Source organism: Cupriavidus basilensis (assembly GCF_000876015.1).
Classification (GTDB): domain Bacteria; phylum Pseudomonadota; class Gammaproteobacteria; order Burkholderiales; family Burkholderiaceae; genus Cupriavidus; species Cupriavidus basilensis_B.
The window spans coordinates 84559-102061 of record NZ_BBQM01000012.1 but is presented as its reverse complement, the minus strand read 5'-3'; the positions used below and the strand labels follow the sequence as shown (position 1 = coordinate 102061).

The following is a 17503-nucleotide window of genomic DNA, read 5'->3' as shown; positions in this document are numbered from 1 at the left end:
TGCGCATGGCCGGCCTCACAGCTTCACGCAGATATTGCGCAGTTCGGTGTAGAACTCCAGCGAATGCACCCCGCCCTCGCGGCCGATGCCGGATTGCTTGGCGCCGCCGAAGGCGGTGCGCAGGTCGCGCAGGAACCATGCGTTGATCCAGCAGATGCCCACGTCGAGCGCGCGGCCCATGCGGTGCGCGGTGCCGAGGTCGGACGTCCACACCGTGGCGGCCAGCCCGTAGGGCGTGTCGTTGGCCAGGCGCACCGCCTCTTCCTCCGTGTCGAACGGCGCGACATGGCAGCACGGCCCGAAGATCTCCTCGCGGATCACGGCGGCGTCCTCGGGCAGGCCGGTCCAGATGGTGGGCTGCACCCAGGCGCCCTCGGCCAGCGCGCCCGGCATCGGCGGCACGCCGCCGCCGGTCACCACGGTGGCGCCGGCCTCGGCCGCCTTGCGGTAGTACGACAGCACCTTGGCCTGGTGCTCCTTCGATACCAGCGGGCCCATGCCCACGCCCTCGTCGGCGGGCCGGCCCAGCCGGAGCGCCTCCGCGCGGGCCTTGAGCGCGCCGACGAAGCGCGCGAAGACCGGCCGCTGCACGTAGACCCGCTCGGTGCCCAGGCAGACCTGGCCGCTGTTCTCGAAGGCCGCGCGCGCGATGCCGGCCACCGCCTTGTCGAAGTCCGCGTCGGCGAACACGATGCCGGCGTTCTTGCCGCCCAGCTCGAACGAGACCGGGCGCACGCCGCTGGCCGCCGCCTTCATGATGGCCTCGCCGGTGCGCGTCTCGCCGGTGAAGGTGATGCCGTCGACGTGCGGGTGCGCGGTCAGGAAGGCGCCCGCCGAATCGGGTCCGAAGCCGTGCACCACGTTGTAGACGCCCGGCGGCACGCCGGCCTCGTTCATCACCTCGCCGAGCAGCGTGGCGGTGGCGGGCGTCTCCTCCGACGGCTTGACCACCACGGTGTTGCCGCAGGCCAGCGCCGGGCCGACCTTCCACGTCATCAGCAGCAGCGGCAGGTTCCACGGGCACACCACGCCGATCACGCCGCGCGGCGCGCGCACCGCGTAGTTGACGGCCTCGCCGCCGTCCGGCGTGGACATGGCGAAGCTCTCCGTGGGCACGTTCCGGATGAGGTCGGCGAACACCTTGAAGTTGGCCGCGCCGCGCGGGATGTCCACGTGGCTGGCCAGCGCGAGCGGCTTGCCGGTGTCGGCGATCTCGGCCTGCAGGAAGTCGTCGAAGCGGCGCTCGATGCCGTCGGCCACGGCGTGCAGCAGCGCCACGCGCCGCGCCGCGTCCATGCGGCCCCACGGCCCGCGCAGCGCCTGCCGCGCCGCCGCCACGGCGGCATCCACCTCGGCCTGTCCGGCCTCGTGCACGTGGCCGATCAGGCTGTTGTCGACCGGGTTGCGGTCCTCGAACCGGCGCGCGGTGCCGACCCACTCGCCGTTGATGAAGTTCTTGAATTCTTTCATGTTGGTCTCGATGGTTGTGGCCTCGGATACGTGGGCGGGCAGCCGCTCCGCTCAGGTCAGCACGTTCAGGAACGCATCGTTCAGCTTGCGGTCGTGATAGAAGATCGCGCGCCCGAGCTCGTTGTCGGTCCACGTGATCGTGGGCTTGTCCGGGTAGTGGATGTAGCCGCCCGAGAACACTTCGTTGCGGTTGCCGGAGGGGTCGAAGAAGTAGATGGTGGCGCCGCGCGTGATGCCGTGGCGCGTGGGGCCGATGTCGAGCGAGACGTCTTTCTTGGAGATGATGTCGGCGGCCTTGAGCACCTCGCCCCAGTTGTCGAGGGTAAACGACGCGTGGTGGAACTTGTTCTTCTCCGGGTGGCGGATGAAGGCGATGTCGTGCGCCTTGTTGGAGCAGGTCAGGAACGCGCCGATCATCGTCCGGTCCGGCCCCGCCACCACTTCCTCGGCCAGCGCGAAGCCGAGCACGTCGCGGAACAGGCGCACGGTGCCGTCGAGGTCGTCGCCGTACAGCAGGCAGTGGTCGAAGCGGCTCGGCGCCATGCCGCGCAGGTCGTCGGGCCACGGGTCGGGGTTGCGGTCGCCGGTCAGGCAGCCGAGCTTGTCCTTGTCGGCGAACAGCTCGATCGCGTGGCCGGTGGGAATGATGAAGCGAAAGCGCGCGCCGGTGCGCGGATGCTCGCCGGCGGCGATCCACTCGCAGCCGGTGGCCAGCCCCGAGCGCTCGACGTCCCGCGCCAGGCGCTCCAGCGAGTGGCCGCTGTCGACGCGGAAGCCCATGTAGTCCATGCCCGGGCTGTCGGCCTCGCGCAGCACCACGCTGTGGTGGTCGTGCTCGTCCCACGCCTTGAGGAAAACGCGCCCCTGGTCGTCGCGCGCGGTTTCGATCAGCCCGAGTACATCGATGTAGTGCCTGAGCGCCGGCTCCAGCTCCAGCACGCGCAATGCCACGTGCCCCGGGCGCAATACGCCTGTCAATGCCATGTCTGTCTCCTTGATGATGGGTCCGTCTTCGTCCTGCCGCGTTTGACCGCCGCGGCTGCGTCTTCAGCCGCGCCGCGCCAGGCAGCGCGCCAGCAGCGCCACCGGCCGCAGGCGGATGTCGCTGTCCGGGTAGGTCTTGCAGGCCAGCACCAGCCCGCTGCCCTGCTCCGCTTCCGACAGGCAGGCGCGGCTCATCTTGCCGGTGCGGTAGCGGCCCGACTCGATGCGCACCTTGCACACCCCGCAGCCGCCGCCGCGGCAGCCGGACGGGATGCCGCGCCGGCCCAGCGCCTCCATCGCGCGCAGCAGGTTCTGTTCCGGCGCGCACGGGTAACACTGCCCGCTGCCGGCGATCTCCACGTTGTGCATGGCCGCGCCTTTCGTCAGATCCTGAACAGCGGGCTGCGCGCGCTGTCCCGCGCGTCGCCCGCCGAGAGGAATGTCTCGGTGTGGATGTCCGCCTCGAACAGCCGCCCCTGCATCAGCGTGCGGATGCAGGCTTCGATCATCGGCGGCGGCCCGCACAGGTAGGCCTTGTGGCCGCGGAAGTCGGCGTGCTCCGCGGAACCGGCGTACAGGCCGCGCAGCACCTCGTGCACGTAGCCGCGCGCGCCGCCCCAGCCGCTGCCGGCCGGCTCGTCGGACAGCGCCGGCACGTAGCGGAAGTTGGGATGCGCCCGCGCCAGCGCGCGGAACTCGTCGTGGTAGTACAGCTCGGCCCGGTCGCGCGCGCCCTGCACCAGCGTGAGCGGCAGCGTCTCGCCGGCGGCCAGCAGGTCGAGGATCATGGCGCGCGGGCTGGACAGGCCGGAGCCGCCGGCCAGGAAGATCATCGGCGCGCGCGCCGAGCCGCGCACGAAGAAGCGGCCGTAGGGCGCGGAGAAGCGCAGCTCGTCGCCCACCGCCAGCCGCTCGTGCAGGTAGCCGGTGGCCTGCCCGCCCGGCACGCGCCGCACGTGCAGCTCGACCAGCTCGTCGCCGGGCCGGCTGGCCAGCGAGAACGCGCGCGGCTGGTCGCAGCCGGGCACGTGCAGGTTGAGGTATTGCCCGGCCTGGAAGGCGGCGGCGCCACCGTCCTTCACGCGCAGCCAGATGCCGCGGATGGTGGGCGTGAGCGCGCGCGTCGCCACCACCTCGGCGCGGTAGTCGGCCAGCGGCAGGCCGAGCGAGTCGGCGTCTTCCTCGATGTCGGCCTCGATCACCAGGTCGGACTGCGCGGTGGCGCAGCACGCCAGGCACTGGCCGTTGTCGCGCTCGAAATCCATCAGCGCGAAGCCCGAGGCCGCGCCGTGCTCGAACTCGCCGTCCACCACCTGCACCTTGCAGGTGGCGCACAAGCCGTGGCAGCACGCATGCGGCAGCCACACGCCGCCGCGCAGGCAGGCGTCGAGCACGGTCTGCCCGGGCGCGATGGGGATGGTCTGGCCGATCGGCTCGATGGTCAGTGCATACATATCGGTTCTCCTCGCGGCCCGCGCCGCTCAACTGCCGCTGCCGCCGATGCCGTCCAGCCCCGGCGTGCGGAAGCGGATCACGTCCTTGTGGCCGAGGCCGTTCTCTTCCAGCGTGCGGTCCAGGTCCGGCTCCCACGGCACGCTGCCGCGCAGCCACTCCACGCGGCGCCAGTCGATGCGGGCGAAGTCGGGGTGGTAGCCGTAGATGCCCGGCAGCACGTTCTCCACCACGTCGCGCAGGCGCGTGGCGGGCGGGAACGGCAGGCAGTGCGGCGCGCAGAACAGCAGGTGGCGGTCCCAGCCGACATAGAGCAGCCGGTTGCCGTGGAAGGCGCCGGCGCGGTCGGCGGGCTCGAATTCGTAGGGGCCGATGGATACGACGGGCATGGTGGTCTCCTCGCTGTGTTCGTTCTTGCCGGCGGCGCGCTCAGGCGGCCGCGCCCGGCACGCCCTTCCAGGCGTTCCAGTTCCGCTGGTCCTGCGAGCCCTCGAAGTCGAGGTTGTCCGCGCCGGCGTCGAGGCGGTACCACTTGAGCACGTCCCCGAGCGCGGCGCCGCCGCAGTTGCCCTGGTAGATCTGGTGCACCGGCAGCCAGGCCTGCGCGTATTTCTCCGGCTCGCCGTCGAAGATGTCCTTGCAGCCGTCCGAGCAGAAGTGGAACTTCATGCCGTGGTAGCTGCTCTCGCGGTAGCAGGTCTGGGTGGGGTCGTCCGGCTCGGAGAACACCATCGGGATCTGGCAGGTCTGGCACAGCATCGGCAGCGTGCCGTTGTAGAAGCGCTCGCCGGCCTGCTGGCGCGCGTGCCAGTGGTCCAGGCGCGGCTTGTAGTAGCGCTCGAAGGTGTCGGGGTACTTCTGCGCCAGCCATGCCATCTCGTCGGGCTTGGGGATCCAGGTGTGAAAACCGGCGGCAGCGGCGTAGTTGTAGAAGGTGCCCCACGCTTCGTGCGTGATGCGGTCCTTGGTGCGGGTGGCGGCCTCGTGGTGCTTCGGCATGCGCAGGCCGTAGCGCTCCAGATCCCGGAACAGCGCGCCGCCGGCCTGCTCGAAGTACATCTCCCAGGCCTCGGCCCACGACATCACGCGGCGCGGCAGCATGTAGTCCATCATCATGCCGACCAGCGTGAGCAGGCGGAAGCCGCGCCAGAACCATTTGTCCAGCCACTTCTGCAGGATGGGGATGTTGCCGGGGTCCTGCTGGCACAGGAACTTCACCACTTCCAGGCCCAGCGTCATGTGGCGCGACTCGTCCGACTGCGCCGAGAAGCCGAACGTCACCGTGGCCATGTCGCCGTTGTAGGCCGCGCCCGACATGAAGGGCATGAACAGCAGGTTGGTCAGCACGTACTCGAACGAGAACGAGATCGCGGTGATGAACTCGAACGGCCCCGCGCTCATGGCGTCCTCGAAATACGACTTGGGCACCGACAGGTACCAGACCCGGTCGTGCATGTGGCGCCATTCGCCGAAGCCGTGGAAATACTTGTTGTAGACCGACATCGTGTGCAGTTGCGTCTGCGCGTGGCGCAGCTCGTCGACGGACTGCATCTGCGCCGCCACGCGCGCGCCGGCGCCGCGGAAATGGCGCCCGAGATGGGCGTAGCCGCGGTGCGCGGCGTACTCCAGCGGCGTCACGCCGGTCAGGAACAGGCGCAGCGCGTTCAGGTAGCGCGGGTCGGAGACGTTGAGGTGGCCGTTGTTCTGCACGAAGGAGTCGATGATCGCGTACAGCTTGCGCTCCTTCTCCGACTGGTATTTCCAGTAGGCGTCCATCGTCATGCGGAACGGGTCTTCCCACTGGTCCCAGTCGTGGATCTTGATGCCCTCGTACTTGTCGTAGGGAAAGACCTTGTCCATCGGCTCGTAGGTGGTCTCCCAGCCGAGGTCGCGCGTCATCGTCGCGTATTTCTCGCGCAGGTTGAGTTTCTTGCGTGCGTCCATGATGTCTCCGTTATGCTTGCCCGCCGCCGGCGCGGCGGTGAATTCAGTCGTTCCAGCGCAGCGTGAAGGCGTCGTCGTCCTCGTCGATGTTGCCGCACAGCGAGATCAGGTTGAGGTGGATCTCCTGCAGGTCCCAGTCGCGGCCGAGCTTGTCCGAGACCAGCGCGCGCACGATGGTGAGGTGCCCCGGCGCGTCGATCTTCACCATCGCGGGAAAGCGCGACACCACGGCGTGCGGGTTGGCCTCGGTGATGGCGTCGATGATGGGGCGGGTGTCGTCGTTGCTCTGCAGCGCGATGTAGACGTTGGAGACGTTGGAGACGTTGGCGGTATTGGCGGTCATGGCGCGCTCCTCAGTCCAGGCCGAGCTTGCGCAGGCGCACGTCGAACTGCTCCAGGCACAGCGCCACGGCCTGCTCGCCGCCGGCGCCCAGCAGCGTGTCCGCCACCGGCACCAGCGCGGCGCCGGCCTGCGCGCGCGCGCCGCGCGCCCAGCCCGCCAGCAGCGCGCGGTTGGCCTCCGACTCGGCCGCCGCGGTCTGCACCACGGCGTCGACCCAGCGCGCGTGCTCCTCGCGCCAGTCGTTCATGAACTCGGTCAGCACCGCCAGCCCGGTGCCGCAGGCGCGCGCGATGGCGGCGTCGGCGTGCTGGTACACCAGCGGATAGAGCAGGCCGTCGAGCACCAGGTTCTGGGTGACGAAGGTCTCGAACCAGTCCTCGATCACGAAGCTGTGCTCGACCATGCGGCGCAGCGGCTGCCACGCCGGGCTGTCCAGCCAGGCCGCCCTGGCGCGCTCCAGCGCCGCGCCGGTATTGCCGTCGAGCAGCATGCCGATGCGCGACAGGTACTGCGCGATGCCGAGCCGGTCCATCGCGCAATAGGTGCAGGCCTGCGTGATGGCGGTGCCCCAGCCGTAGTCGGCGCAATAGAAATTGTTCATGTTGGCGCCCCACTCCACGTGGCGCAGCGGCAGCAGGCCATCGGCCAGGCGCTCCCGCCACTCGGCCGGCAGCGCCTGCAGCAGGCCGCGCTTCTCCACGAAGGCGAAGCTTTTCTCGGTGGCGTCCTGCTGGCGGCCGCGCGCGCCGACGTAGGCGCCGTAGTAGTACTGGCGCGGGTCCTTGAGCGCGTACCAGTCCGCCATGACGATGGCGGTGCGGCTCTTGTCGTAGAGCGCGTGGCCCGGGTCCCAGGTGGGGCGGTAGTGGAAGTTGACCTCCGACTGCACGTCGTAGGTGGCCTCCTGGTAGCGCGACGCGGGCTTGTCGCCGAAGCGGCGCGCCACGTGGCCGTAGGTCTGGCGCAGCGGCTCGATCTGCCGGGTCTTGATGTCGACTTGCATGGCTGGGTCTCCTGGGTCCTGCTGTTCTCGATGTTCCTGGTGTTCCGGTTTCGGGCGGGCGCTCAGGCGTCCGGTTCGGGCGGGAGGAAGCGCACGCGGTTGACGCTGCAGAACGCCTCGAACATCGGCTCGGGCATGATCAGCTCGACGTTGAGCCCGGGGTCCGCCACGCAGAAGGCGAACTGCACGAAGCCCGCCGGCGTGCGGCCGTCCACGCGCACGTAGCGCGGCACGGCTTCGAACAGGGGAACCGACTGGTTGATCATGGCGCGCTCCTCGGGTTGGCTGGCACGGAGCTCCATTGCGAAGAGCGTGCCAGCCGGCGCGAAGCACGGCGGCGCAAGGGCCGGCGGCCCGGAGCGCGGCGTTGCCCGCGCGTTTACCCGCACGGGAGCGGCGGCGGCGCGTCGATGAATTGATCAAGCCCGCGGCCGGGCTTGATCAAATGGTGAAAAGCCGCGTGGGGCGGGCGTTTGCGGGCGGCGCGCGCGGGCTGTGCGCCGCAACAGGCGGCGCCGCGCGGGACAGCGCGAACGGTGGCGCGAACGGGGAGGAACGCGGCATGCGCCGCAGCAAGCCGCGCCGGGCGGCCGCGCGGCGCGCCGCGGGGGATGGATCAAATGGTGAAAGCGCGGCCGGGCACGTGGCAAGGCACGCGCCGGCCACGCGGACCGGCCCGCCTCAGTTGCCGCGGCCGCCGCGGTTCTTCCAGCGGTAGGCCAGTTGCGGCCGGGTGATGCCGAGCAGGCGCGCGGCCTGGCTCAGGTTGCCGTCGGCACGCGCCATCGCGGCCTCCATCAGCACGGTCTCCACGTCGCCCAGCGCGAGCTGCTGCTCGGCCATGTGGTCGAGCAGGCCGTGCACCGCCGCTTCGCGCAGGGCCGGCAGCGTGCCGCCGGCGCCCAGGCGCGGCGCGGTGTCCATGCCGGCCTGCGCGCCCGCGGGCAGGAACAGGTGGTCGGCGGAGATCAGGCCGCCGTTGCCGGCCAGGATCACGCCGCGCTCGATCACGTTTTCCAGCTCGCGCACGTTGCCGGGCCAGTCGTGGCGGCGCAGCTCGGCCAGCGCGCGGTCGGTGATGCCGACGATCTTCTTGCCGTGGCGCGCGCCGCAGCGGGCCACGAAGCGCTCCGCCAGCAGGCGGATGTCGTCGAGCCGCTCGCGCAGCGGCGGGATGGTGACGGGATAGACGTTGAGACGGTAGTACAGGTCCTTGCGGAAGGTGCCGGCCTTGACCGCCTCGGCCAGGTCCACGTTGGTGGCGGCCACCAGCCGCACGTCCACGCGGCGCGGCGCGGCGCCGCCCACGCGCTCCACCTCGCCTTCCTGCAGCACGCGCAGCAGCTTGGACTGCGCCGGCAGCGACAGCTCGCCCAGCTCGTCGAGGAACAAGGTGCCGCCGTGCGCGCGCTCGAAGCGGCCCGGGCGCGACTGGTGCGCGCCGGTGAAGGCGCCCTTGTCCACGCCGAACAGCTCGGACTCGACCAGCTCGTCGGGGATCGCCGCGCAGTTGACCGCCACGAAGGGCTTGTCGGCGCGCGCGCTCACGCTGTGCAGCGCCTGCGCGAAGCGCTCCTTGCCGACCCCGGTCTCGCCCAGCAGCAGCACCGTCACGTTGCTGGCCGCGGCGCGCTGCAGCAGGCCCCAGGCGGCGCGGAACCCGGGCGAGCCGCCCACCAGGTCGGCGGGCTTGCCGTCGCCGCGCTGGAGCGCGCGCAGGTGCTCGACCTCGCTCTGCAGCTCCAGGATGGTCTCGATCACCGGGTCGGGCTGGTACAGCGCCAGCACCGCGGCGCCGTCCTCCCACGCTTCCAGCGGCTTGCCGACGATGCGGCAGTGCGCATGGCCGCAGGCCACGCACTCTACCTCGCGGTAGAGGATGGTGCGGCCCATCAGCGCCGAGGTGTAGCCGGTGGCGTAGCCGATCTGCATCCAGCACGCGGGCGCGTCGACGATGCCGAACAGTTGCCGGTGCACGTCGCCCTCGAACGAGTCTTCCCACAGGAACTCGCCGTCGTAGATGCCGGCGGCGATGTCGATGTCCACCTTGACCGGCGTCACCCGCACCACGCCTTCGATGGTGTGCAGGCAGGGCCCGATCTCCAGCAGCCCGAAGTCGCTCTGGTTGGGCCGCAGCTTCTTGGCCAGCTCGGCGTCGCGCAGGCCGGAATGGAAGCCCATGCGCATGAACAGGCCGCGCGCGCGCTCCATGCCCAGCGTATCCACCAATTCCTTGCGCAGCGCGCCCAGCGACGCGGTGTGCAGCAGGATCATGCGCTGCTCGTCCAGCCAGATGGAGCCCTCCTCCATCGCGAAACGCAGGCGGCGGGCGAGATTGGCCAGGCCATCGCGCATGGTGGCCGAGAATTTGTCGGTCGAACTGCTCATCGTCTCCTCTCCTGGCGGCCGGAAAAGCAGGCGCGCCCGTGCTTTTTCCGGCACGGTACGCACATTATGTGCCATCGCTGCCGCCCGCCGCGCGCGACGGCTGTCCAGCCGGCCCGATGTCGCCTATGCTGTCCATTGCAGGCGTGCCGGGCCGGTCCCGGCCTGATTCCCGATTCCCGGTTGCCTCTTCCCGATTCCCGGCGTTGTTGCTCTGCACCACGAGACATGGAAAAAACCGCATTCGTCTTTGCCGGCGGCGGCAGCCTCGGCGCCATCGAGGCCGGCATGCTGCGCGAGCTGGTGGCCTGGGGCATCAAGCCCGACATGGTCATCGGCGCCTCGGCCGGCGCCATCAACGGCGCCTATTACGCCTGCAACCCGCACGCGGCGGGCACCACCAGGCTCGAATCGCTGTGGCGCGGCCTGCGCCGCGCGGAGGTGATGCCGTGGTCGTGGCGCAGCCTGTTCGGCATGCTGCGCGGCCAGCGCGGCCATCTGGTGGAATCGCACGCGCTGCAGCGCCTGCTGTCGCGCCATTTCGGCGACATGCCGCTGGAGCAGGCCGAGCTGCCGCTGTACGTGGTCGCCACCGACATGCAGGACGGCGCGGAGGTGGTGCTGTCCTCGGGCAGCCTGGTGCAGGCGGTGCTCGCCAGCGCCGCCATCCCCGGCGTGTTTCCGCCGGTGCGGCTGGGCGGGCGCACGCTGATCGACGGCGGCGTGGCCAACAACACGCCGGTCTCCACCGCCATCCGGCTGGGCGCCACGCGCGTGGTGGTGCTGCCGGCCGGCTTCGCCTGCGCGGCCCGGCGCGAGCCGCGCGGCCCCATCGACCATGCCTTCAACGCGCTGTCGCTGCTGGTGGCGCGCCAGCTGGTGCAGGACCTGGAGCGCTGGGCCGGGCACGCGCACATCTCGGTGGTGCCGCCGCTGTGCCCGCTCGACGTCTCGCCCTACGACTACACCCAGTGCGGCACGCTGATCGACCGCGCCGCGGCGGCCACGCGGGCGTGGCTCAACGCGGACGGCCTCAACAGCCGCCACATCCCCGGCGCGCTGACGCCGCACTCGCACGACGAGGCCAACCCGAGCTGCGATTTCGATCCCCGGCAGGCGGCGGCCATGCACGTGCACGAGGCCGCGCCCGGCCACGCGCCCCACTCGCACGCGTCCGCGCCGCCGTGATCCGGCTTCGGTATCGGTGAACTGCCCGGACGGCGCGCCGCGCGGCGCTCGGGCCGGGGCTGACGTGGCGGGGCTGCGGGAAAGCGGTATCCCGCGGCCCGTCGCGGCGCCGCGGCGCCGGGCGGCATCAGGCGATGCCGAAGCCCCCGTCCACCGGCAGGATCACCCCGGTCACGTAGCCGGCGTCCTCCGAGCACAGGAAGCGCACCACGCGCGCCACGTCGCGCGGCAGGCCCCAGCGGCGCATCGGCAGGCGCGCCATGATGGCGGCGCTGCGCTCGGGGTTGTCGAGCGCGCCGGCCGACAGGCGCGTGCGGATCCAGCCCGGCGCCACCGCGTTGACGCGCACGCCCTGCGGCGCCAGCGCCGCGGCATAGGAGCGCGTCAGGCCGAGGATGCCGGCCTTGCTGGCGGCATAGGCCGGGTTGTTGGCCGAGCCGAAGTAGCTCCACATCGAGGCGATGTTGACCACCGCGCCGCGCGCGCGCACCAGCCGCTCCTGCAGCACGCTGGTCAGGATCTGCGAGCCGTTCAGGTTCACGTCGACCACCGCGCGGAAGCCCTCGGGCGTGAACTCCCGGCCCTCGTGGCGGATGATGCCGGCGGCGTTCACCAGCACCGCCACCGCGTCCAGGTCCGCCGTGGCGGCGCGCGCGGCCTCGGCCGAGGTCACGTCGAGCTGGCGGAAGGCCAGCCCGTGCGGCAGGTCCGCGTCGGCGTCCATGCCGAGGCAGACCACGCGCATGCCCGCCGCGTGCAGTTCCTCGGCGATGGCGCGGCCAATGCCGGTGCCGCCGCCCGTCACCACTGCTACAGCTTGTTCCATCTTTCCTGACTCCTCTTGGTTCTCGTGCTGGTTTTTGTGCTGGTTCTTGTGCTGGTTCCCGGTGCGGCCGTCCATGCGCTAGACGCCGAGATAGGTTGCCCGCAGATGCGGATTGGCCAGCAGTTCCCTGCCGGTGCCCGCCAGCGCGATCGCGCCGCTCTCGATCACGTAGCCGTAGTCCGCCATGTCCAGCACCTGGTTGACGTTCTGCTCGATGACCAGGATGGCGAGGTCGCGCTCCTTGAGGCGGCGGATGCTGTCGAACAGCCGGTCGACCATGATCGGCGCCAGCCCCAGCGACGGCTCGTCGAGCGCCAGCACGCGCGGCATCGCCATCAGCGCGCGCCCGACCGCGAGCATCTGCTGCTGCCCGCCCGACAGCGTGGAGGCGGCCAGCTTCTGGCGCTCCTCCAGGATCGGGAACAGTTCGAACACCTCGCGCAAGGTCTGCGCGCGGCGCGAGCGAGCGCGCGGGTTGCTGGCGCCGACCAGCAGGTTCTCCAGGATCGACATGCCGAGGAACAGCTGCTTGCCCTCGGGCGACTGCACGAAGCCTTCCAGCACCACCTCGTGCGGCGCGAGGCCGCCGAGGTCCTTGCCGTTCAGGCGCACGGTGCCGCGCTTGCGGCGCAGCAGGCCCGAGACCGTGCGCAGGAAGGTGGTCTTGCCGGCGCCGTTGGCGCCGATCAGCGCCGTGATCGAGCGCGGCGCGAGCGACAGGCTCACGCCGCGCAGGATCTGCTGCTCGCCGTAGCCCGACCAGATATCGCTGACTTCAAGCACTGGCGCCGACATAACCGTCTCCGAAATAAGCCTTGAGCACCTCGGGCATCTTCACCACCTCGGCCGGCACGCCGTCGGCGATCAGCCGGCCCTGCTCCATCACGATCACGCGGTCCGACAAACCCATGATCACCTTCATCACGTGCTCGACGATCAGCACCGTGATGCCGCGGTCGCGCACCTTGCGCACCAGCTCCACCATCTCGCCCGCCTCGCTCGGCGTGGCCCCGGCCACCACTTCGTCCATCAGCAGCAGGCGCGGCTGCGTGGCCAGCGCGCGGCCCAGTTCGAGCTTGCGCTTGTCGAACGCGGTGAGGTCGTTGGCGTCGGTGTCGGCGCGCTGGGCCAGGCCCAGGAACTCCAGGCAGGCATAGGCTTCGTCGCGCACGCGCGCGCGCCGGGCGCCGCGCGCGAAGCCGCCGACCATGACGTTCTCCAGCGCGCTCAGCCCGCCGAACGGCTTGGACAGCTGGAACGTGCGGGCGATGCCGCTGGCGCAGATCTGGTACGGCTCGCAGCCGCGGATCTGCTTGCCGCCGAACAGGATCTCGCCTTCGTCGGCCTTGATGAAGCCGGCGATCAGGTTGAAGGCGGTGGTCTTGCCGGCGCCGTTGGGGCCCAGCAGGCCCAGGATCTCGCCGCCGCGCACGGAGAACGACAGGCGGTCCACCGCCTGCAGGCCGCCAAAGCGCTTGGAGATGGATTTCACTTCCAGCAGGTTGCTCATCTCTTGGTCCTCCCTAGGCCTTGCGCGCCGCGGGCGCGTCCACCGTGGCGGCGCGCCGCGCGCGCGGCCGCAGCAGGCGCTCGAGCGCGCCGACGATGCCCTTGGGGAAATACAGCACCGCGCCGATCAGCACCAGGCCGTAGATCACCAGGTCCAGCCCGAGGAAGCGCCCCGCGAAGTAGGTCCGCGCGAGCTCCGAGACCGGATGCAGCACGAACGCGCCGAGCACCGGGCCGATGATGGTGCCCTGCCCGCCGACGATGGCCATCACGGCGGCGTCGATCGACAGGTCCAGGCCCATGTTCCGCTCCGGGTTGATGTAGCGGAAGAACTGCGCGTAGAAGGCGCCGCCCAGGCCGGTCATGAAGGCACTGATCGCCAGCGCGATGAGCGGATACCGCGTGGTGCTCACGCCCACCGCCTGCGCGGCGGCCTCGTCGCCGCGGATGGCCTTGAGGTAATAGCCCAGGCGCGAGCGCTCCAGCGCCAGCGTGGCCAGCAGCATCGCCACCAGCATGGCCAGGATGATGTAGTAGTACGGCACCTTGCCGTCGAACTGGAATGCCGCCCAGCCGCCGGCCGACGGCGGGATCACCAGCCCCTGCGCGCCCTTGAGCGGGATGCCGAGGAACTCGTCGGTGTTCTCCACCCAGATCCGCACGATCTCGGCAAAGGCGATGGTGGTCAGCGTGAAATACGGCCCCTTGAGCTTGAACGTGGGGTAGCCGATGCACACCGCCAGCAGCGCCGCGGCCAGCCCGCCGGCGCACATGCCGAGCCACGGCGACAGGCCCAGCCCGGTAAACAGCAGCACCGTGACGTAGCCCGCGCTGCCGGCGAACACCGAATGCCCGAGCGAGAGCTGGCCGACGTAGCCGCACACGAAATTCCACGCCGACGCCATGTAGGCGAAGTACAGCACCATGACCAGCGAGTGCAGCACGTAGCTGTCCTTGACGAACAGCGGCAGCACCAGCGCGGCGCACAGCAGCGGCATGCCCAGCACCAGGTTGATATTGGTCCTTGACGACTTCATGCGGTGGCCTCCTTCATTTGCGGCCGAGCAGGCCGTTGGGCCGGACCAGCAGGACGACGATGAACAGGCAGAACGAGAACACCGACGCGGAGGTCGCGGTCACGAACTGCGAAGCGAACGATTCGAAGATGCCCAGCACGAGGCCGCCGAGCAGCGAGCCGGGGATCGAGCCGATGCCGCCCAGCACCACCACCAGGAAGGACTTGATGCCGAAGCCCAGGCCGGTGGACGGCGACACCGACAGGAACGGCACCAGCAGCGCGCCGAACAGCCCGAGGATGCCGGCGCCGATGCCGAAGGTCACGTTGTAGACCCGCCCGACGTTGATGCCCGACAGCGCCGCCGCCTCGCGGTTCTGCGCGGTGGCGCGGATCTTGCGCCCGGTGTCGGTGCAGCGCAGCCAGTAGGCCAGCCCGGCCGACACGGCCACCGCCGCCGCGCACGCGATCAGGCGCGGCACGTTGACCGGCAGCCCGCCGATGTCGACCGAGCCGCTCAGGGTGTCGGTGGTCACCGTGCGCACGTCGGGGCCGAAGCTCATCAGGATGGCGTTGTCGATCACCAGGAAGATGCCGGTGGTGAGCAGCAAGGCGCCGAGCGGCTCGACCACCATCGTGGTCTCGCGCCGGAACAGCGGCGCGATGACCACGGCCTGGGTGAAATAGCCGAGCAGGAACAGCACCGGCACCGTCACCAGCGCCGTGGCATACGGATGGATGCCGAACACCGACCAGATCAGGTAACTGAGATACATGGCGAGCATCAGGAAGGAGCCATGCGCGAAATTGATCACCCTCAGCACGCCGAAGATGAGGCTCAGGCCCAGCGCGATGCCCCCGTAGATCCCGCCGAGCAATACGCCGTTGACCACGGCGTAGGCCAGAATGATTGGGTCCATATACCTACCTCGATTGGGCACGGCCGGCCGCGGCCGCCGTGCGGGATGTGACGGTCCGGCAGCCACGCCGGACCGTGCGACTGCGTGCCCGCCTCAGCGCGCTGCCGGCGCCGGCAGCGGCCACACCGGCTTGACGCCGGCCAGCCGGTTCTCCATCGGCCAGATGGTGCGGCGCTCGCCGTTGAGGTTCTGCGAGATCACGCCGTGGGCGTAGGTGTTCTGGCCCTGGTCGTCGAACTTGATGCGCTGGTAGCCCGTCACCAGCGCGGGGCCGCTGGTGATGTCGGTGGCGGCCAGCGCGGCGCGCAGCTTCTCGCGGTCGGCGGAGGCGGCGCGCTCGAGCGCGTCCTTGACGATGTAGACGTTGGACATGCCCTGCGAGCCGTAGGAATTCATGCCGTAGCCGAGCGCCGCCTTGAACCTGGCGTCCGCGGCGACGATGGCCGGGTCCTTGGCCGCGCGCATGATGTCGACCTGGAAGTCATCCTGCACGAACATGTACTCGACGGCCTTGGGCGACACCGCCTTGTAGAAGTTCGGGTCTTCCGAGCCGCCGCCCACCGAATGCACGCCGTAGGGAATGTAGAGGCGGCTCTCCGCGAGCTGGCGCGTGAACAGGATGTGGTCGGGCGTGTAGGCCACCACGATCAGCGCGTCCGGCTTCGCGCTGCGGATCTTCAGCAGCTGCGCCGAGAGATCGGTCTGGTTGGGCGGATACGACTCGTCGAGCGAGATCGCGTAGCCGCGCTCCTTGACCAGCTTCTTGATGTTGGCCGCGTGCGAGCGGCCCCAGTCGGTGCCCTCGTAGAACAGCCCGATGTTCTTCGGCCCCTTGCCGGTTTCCTTCTTGAGCAGGTCGAGCGCGTCGATCTGCTCGCGCGCGTCGTAGATGGCCTTGTTGTTGGGGCGGAACACGTACTTGAAGCCGCGCTCGGTGATCTCGTCCTTGACCGCGCCGGTCACGACCCAGGGTACCTTGTAGCGCTCCGCCACCTCGGTGGCCGGGAAGGTCACGGCGCTGTTGTAGGCGCCCACGATCAGCGGCACGTTCTCGCGCTGGATCAGGCGCTCGGTCTCGGCCACGCCCACGTCGGGCTTGGACTGGCTGTCGGCGAAGATCAGCTTGAGCTTCGCGCCGCCGAGCGAGCGGATGCCGCCGGCCTGGTTGATCTGCTCGGCGGCGATCTCGGCGCCCTGCTTGGTCTGGTTGCCGATGGTGGCGGCGCCCCCGGACAGGGGCAGCACGAAGCCGATCGGGATTTCCTTGACCTGGGCCGCGGCGGCGCCGCACGCCAATGCGGCGCCGAGGCCGGCGGCGAGCAGGACCGCCCGCCGGGTTCTTGATATGAGGTTGTACATTGACTGTCTCCTGTGTCGAACCGTTTTGTCTTTGCGACTTGTTATGAAATAGCTCCCTGCACCACTGCCTGCGCCGGCGCGGCGCGGCCGGGACCATGCCCGTCCGCGCCGCGCCGGTGTCCTGCTATGCCGCCATGACCTCGCGCGCCAGCTGCGCGATGCCGTCCACGTCGAGCTTGTAGTGCGCGTACAGATGCGTCGGCGGCGCGATCAGGCTGTACTCGTCGAGGATGCCGTGGCGCACCAGCCGCACCCCGGCGCCGACGTCGGCCAGCACCTCGGCCACGGCGCCGCCCAGGCCGCCCAGCACGTTGTGTTCCTCCACCGTCATCAGCACGCGCGAGCGCGCCGCGGCGCGCAGCACGGCGTCGCGGTCGAGCGGCTTGACCGTGGCCATGTCGATCATCCCCACCGAATGGCCGGCGGCGGCGAGCCGCTTCGCCGCCTCGCGCGCGGGATGCACGCACGAGCCGGTGGCGATCAGCGTCAGCTCCTCGCCCTGCTGGTGCTCGATGGCCTTGCCGAACTCGAACGGCACGCCCTCTTCGTAGACGTCCGGCTCGCGCCCGCGGCCGATGCGGAAATAGATCGGCTGCGCGTGGCCGGCCGAGGCCTTGACCGCGGCGCGCAGCTGCGGGCCGTCGGCCGGCGCCACCACGGTGAGGTCGGCGATCGAGCGCATGATGGCGAGATCCTCGGTGGCGTGGTGCGAGGTGCCGTAGAAACCCAGCGAGATGCCCGCGTGGTGGCCCACCAGCCGCACCGGCAGGCCGCAGTAGGCCACGTCCATGCGGATCTGCTCGCAGCACAGCAGCGCCAGGAACGAGGCGAAGGTGGCGACGAACGGCGTGTAGCCCACGGTGGCCATGCCGGCCGCCGCCGTCACCATGTTCTGCTCGGAGATGCCGAACTGGATGTAGCGCTCGGGAAAGCGCTGGGCGAAGCGCGCCAGGCCGTTGGAGTACTGCAGGTCGGCCGAGCCGGCGAGCACCGGCGCGCCGGCCTCGACCAGGTCGATCAGACCGTTGGACAGGTAGCTCAGGCCCGGCGTGATGGCGTTCAGGCCCCGGTATTGCCAGGAGTCCTTGGAAAGTGGCTGGTTCAT

The 17503-nt window shown here is 70.2% G+C and carries 18 protein-coding genes; 1 reads left to right on the top strand and 17 read right to left on the bottom strand.

Features of this window, described 5'->3' with window-relative positions; translation table 11 throughout:
- Positions 1-15: 15 nt before the first annotated feature.
- The 10 genes from KF708C_RS08300 to poxR form a co-directional block, all read right to left on the bottom strand.
- Positions 16-1470, bottom strand: coding sequence for a 2-hydroxymuconic semialdehyde dehydrogenase (locus tag KF708C_RS08300; protein WP_059411444.1), 1455 nt, complete (start codon positions 1468-1470; stop codon positions 16-18).
- A 51-nt stretch (positions 1471-1521) separates the two neighbouring features.
- Positions 1522-2454, bottom strand: coding sequence for a catechol 2,3-dioxygenase (locus KF708C_RS08295; RefSeq protein ID WP_059411443.1), 933 nt, complete (start codon positions 2452-2454; stop codon positions 1522-1524).
- A 63-nt stretch (positions 2455-2517) separates the two neighbouring features.
- Positions 2518-2823, bottom strand: a complete 306-nt coding sequence (locus KF708C_RS08290; RefSeq protein ID WP_020203480.1) for a 2Fe-2S iron-sulfur cluster binding domain-containing protein — start codon at positions 2821-2823, stop codon at positions 2518-2520.
- A gap of 14 nt (positions 2824-2837) precedes the next feature.
- Complete coding sequence (locus KF708C_RS08285; RefSeq protein ID WP_059411442.1) at positions 2838-3908, bottom strand: NADH:ubiquinone reductase (Na(+)-transporting) subunit F; 1071 nt, start codon at positions 3906-3908, stop codon at positions 2838-2840.
- 27 nt (positions 3909-3935) lie between these two features.
- Positions 3936-4295 carry a phenol hydroxylase subunit P4 gene (locus KF708C_RS08280; RefSeq protein ID WP_059411441.1) on the bottom strand — a complete coding sequence of 120 codons (360 nt, stop codon included), beginning with the start codon at positions 4293-4295 and terminating at the stop codon, positions 3936-3938.
- Positions 4296-4335: 40 nt separating this feature from the next.
- Positions 4336-5850: an aromatic/alkene/methane monooxygenase hydroxylase/oxygenase subunit alpha gene (locus KF708C_RS08275; RefSeq protein ID WP_059411440.1), complete on the bottom strand. Its 1515-nt coding sequence runs from the start codon at positions 5848-5850 to the stop codon at positions 4336-4338.
- 43 nt (positions 5851-5893) lie between these two features.
- A complete protein-coding gene (locus KF708C_RS08270; protein ID WP_059411439.1) occupies positions 5894-6193 on the bottom strand; it encodes an MmoB/DmpM family protein in 300 nt (99 codons plus the stop codon).
- Positions 6194-6203: 10 nt separating this feature from the next.
- The gene (locus KF708C_RS08265) at positions 6204-7196 is read right to left on the bottom strand and encodes an aromatic/alkene monooxygenase hydroxylase subunit beta (protein WP_059411438.1); all 993 of its coding nucleotides are present in this window, start codon (positions 7194-7196) and stop codon (positions 6204-6206) included.
- 62 nt (positions 7197-7258) lie between these two features.
- Complete coding sequence (locus tag KF708C_RS08260; protein WP_059411437.1) at positions 7259-7462, bottom strand: phenol hydroxylase subunit; 204 nt, start codon at positions 7460-7462, stop codon at positions 7259-7261.
- A gap of 415 nt (positions 7463-7877) precedes the next feature.
- Positions 7878-9584, bottom strand: coding sequence for a phenol degradation transcriptional regulator PoxR (poxR, locus tag KF708C_RS08255; protein WP_059411436.1), 1707 nt, complete (start codon positions 9582-9584; stop codon positions 7878-7880).
- A gap of 225 nt (positions 9585-9809) precedes the next feature.
- On the opposite strand from poxR, the gene KF708C_RS08250 reads away from it, so the two are divergent.
- On the top strand, positions 9810-10769 hold the full coding sequence (locus KF708C_RS08250; RefSeq protein WP_059411435.1) for a patatin-like phospholipase family protein: 960 nt from the start codon (positions 9810-9812) through the stop codon (positions 10767-10769).
- Between the two features lie 127 nt (positions 10770-10896).
- On the opposite strand, the gene KF708C_RS08245 is transcribed toward KF708C_RS08250, so the two are convergent.
- The 7 genes from KF708C_RS08245 to KF708C_RS08215 all read right to left on the bottom strand — a co-directional run bounded on the left by KF708C_RS08245 (position 10897) and on the right by KF708C_RS08215 (position 17503).
- On the bottom strand, positions 10897-11595 hold the full coding sequence (locus KF708C_RS08245; RefSeq protein WP_043366818.1) for an SDR family NAD(P)-dependent oxidoreductase: 699 nt from the start codon (positions 11593-11595) through the stop codon (positions 10897-10899).
- 78 nt (positions 11596-11673) lie between these two features.
- Positions 11674-12390, bottom strand: a complete 717-nt coding sequence (locus tag KF708C_RS08240; RefSeq protein WP_020203490.1) for an ABC transporter ATP-binding protein — start codon at positions 12388-12390, stop codon at positions 11674-11676.
- Positions 12371-13105, bottom strand: coding sequence for an ABC transporter ATP-binding protein (locus KF708C_RS08235; protein WP_020203491.1), 735 nt, complete (start codon positions 13103-13105; stop codon positions 12371-12373). Before KF708C_RS08235 ends, KF708C_RS08240 begins: the two co-directional genes overlap by 20 nt.
- A 13-nt stretch (positions 13106-13118) precedes the next feature.
- Positions 13119-14141, bottom strand: coding sequence for a branched-chain amino acid ABC transporter permease (locus KF708C_RS08230; RefSeq protein WP_020203492.1), 1023 nt, complete (start codon positions 14139-14141; stop codon positions 13119-13121).
- A gap of 13 nt (positions 14142-14154) precedes the next feature.
- Positions 14155-15039: a branched-chain amino acid ABC transporter permease gene (locus KF708C_RS08225; RefSeq protein WP_020203493.1), complete on the bottom strand. Its 885-nt coding sequence runs from the start codon at positions 15037-15039 to the stop codon at positions 14155-14157.
- A 93-nt stretch (positions 15040-15132) separates the two neighbouring features.
- Positions 15133-16398: an ABC transporter substrate-binding protein gene (locus tag KF708C_RS08220; RefSeq protein WP_059411434.1), complete on the bottom strand. Its 1266-nt coding sequence runs from the start codon at positions 16396-16398 to the stop codon at positions 15133-15135.
- Between the two features lie 124 nt (positions 16399-16522).
- A complete protein-coding gene (locus KF708C_RS08215; protein ID WP_059411433.1) occupies positions 16523-17503 on the bottom strand; it encodes a transketolase family protein in 981 nt (326 codons plus the stop codon).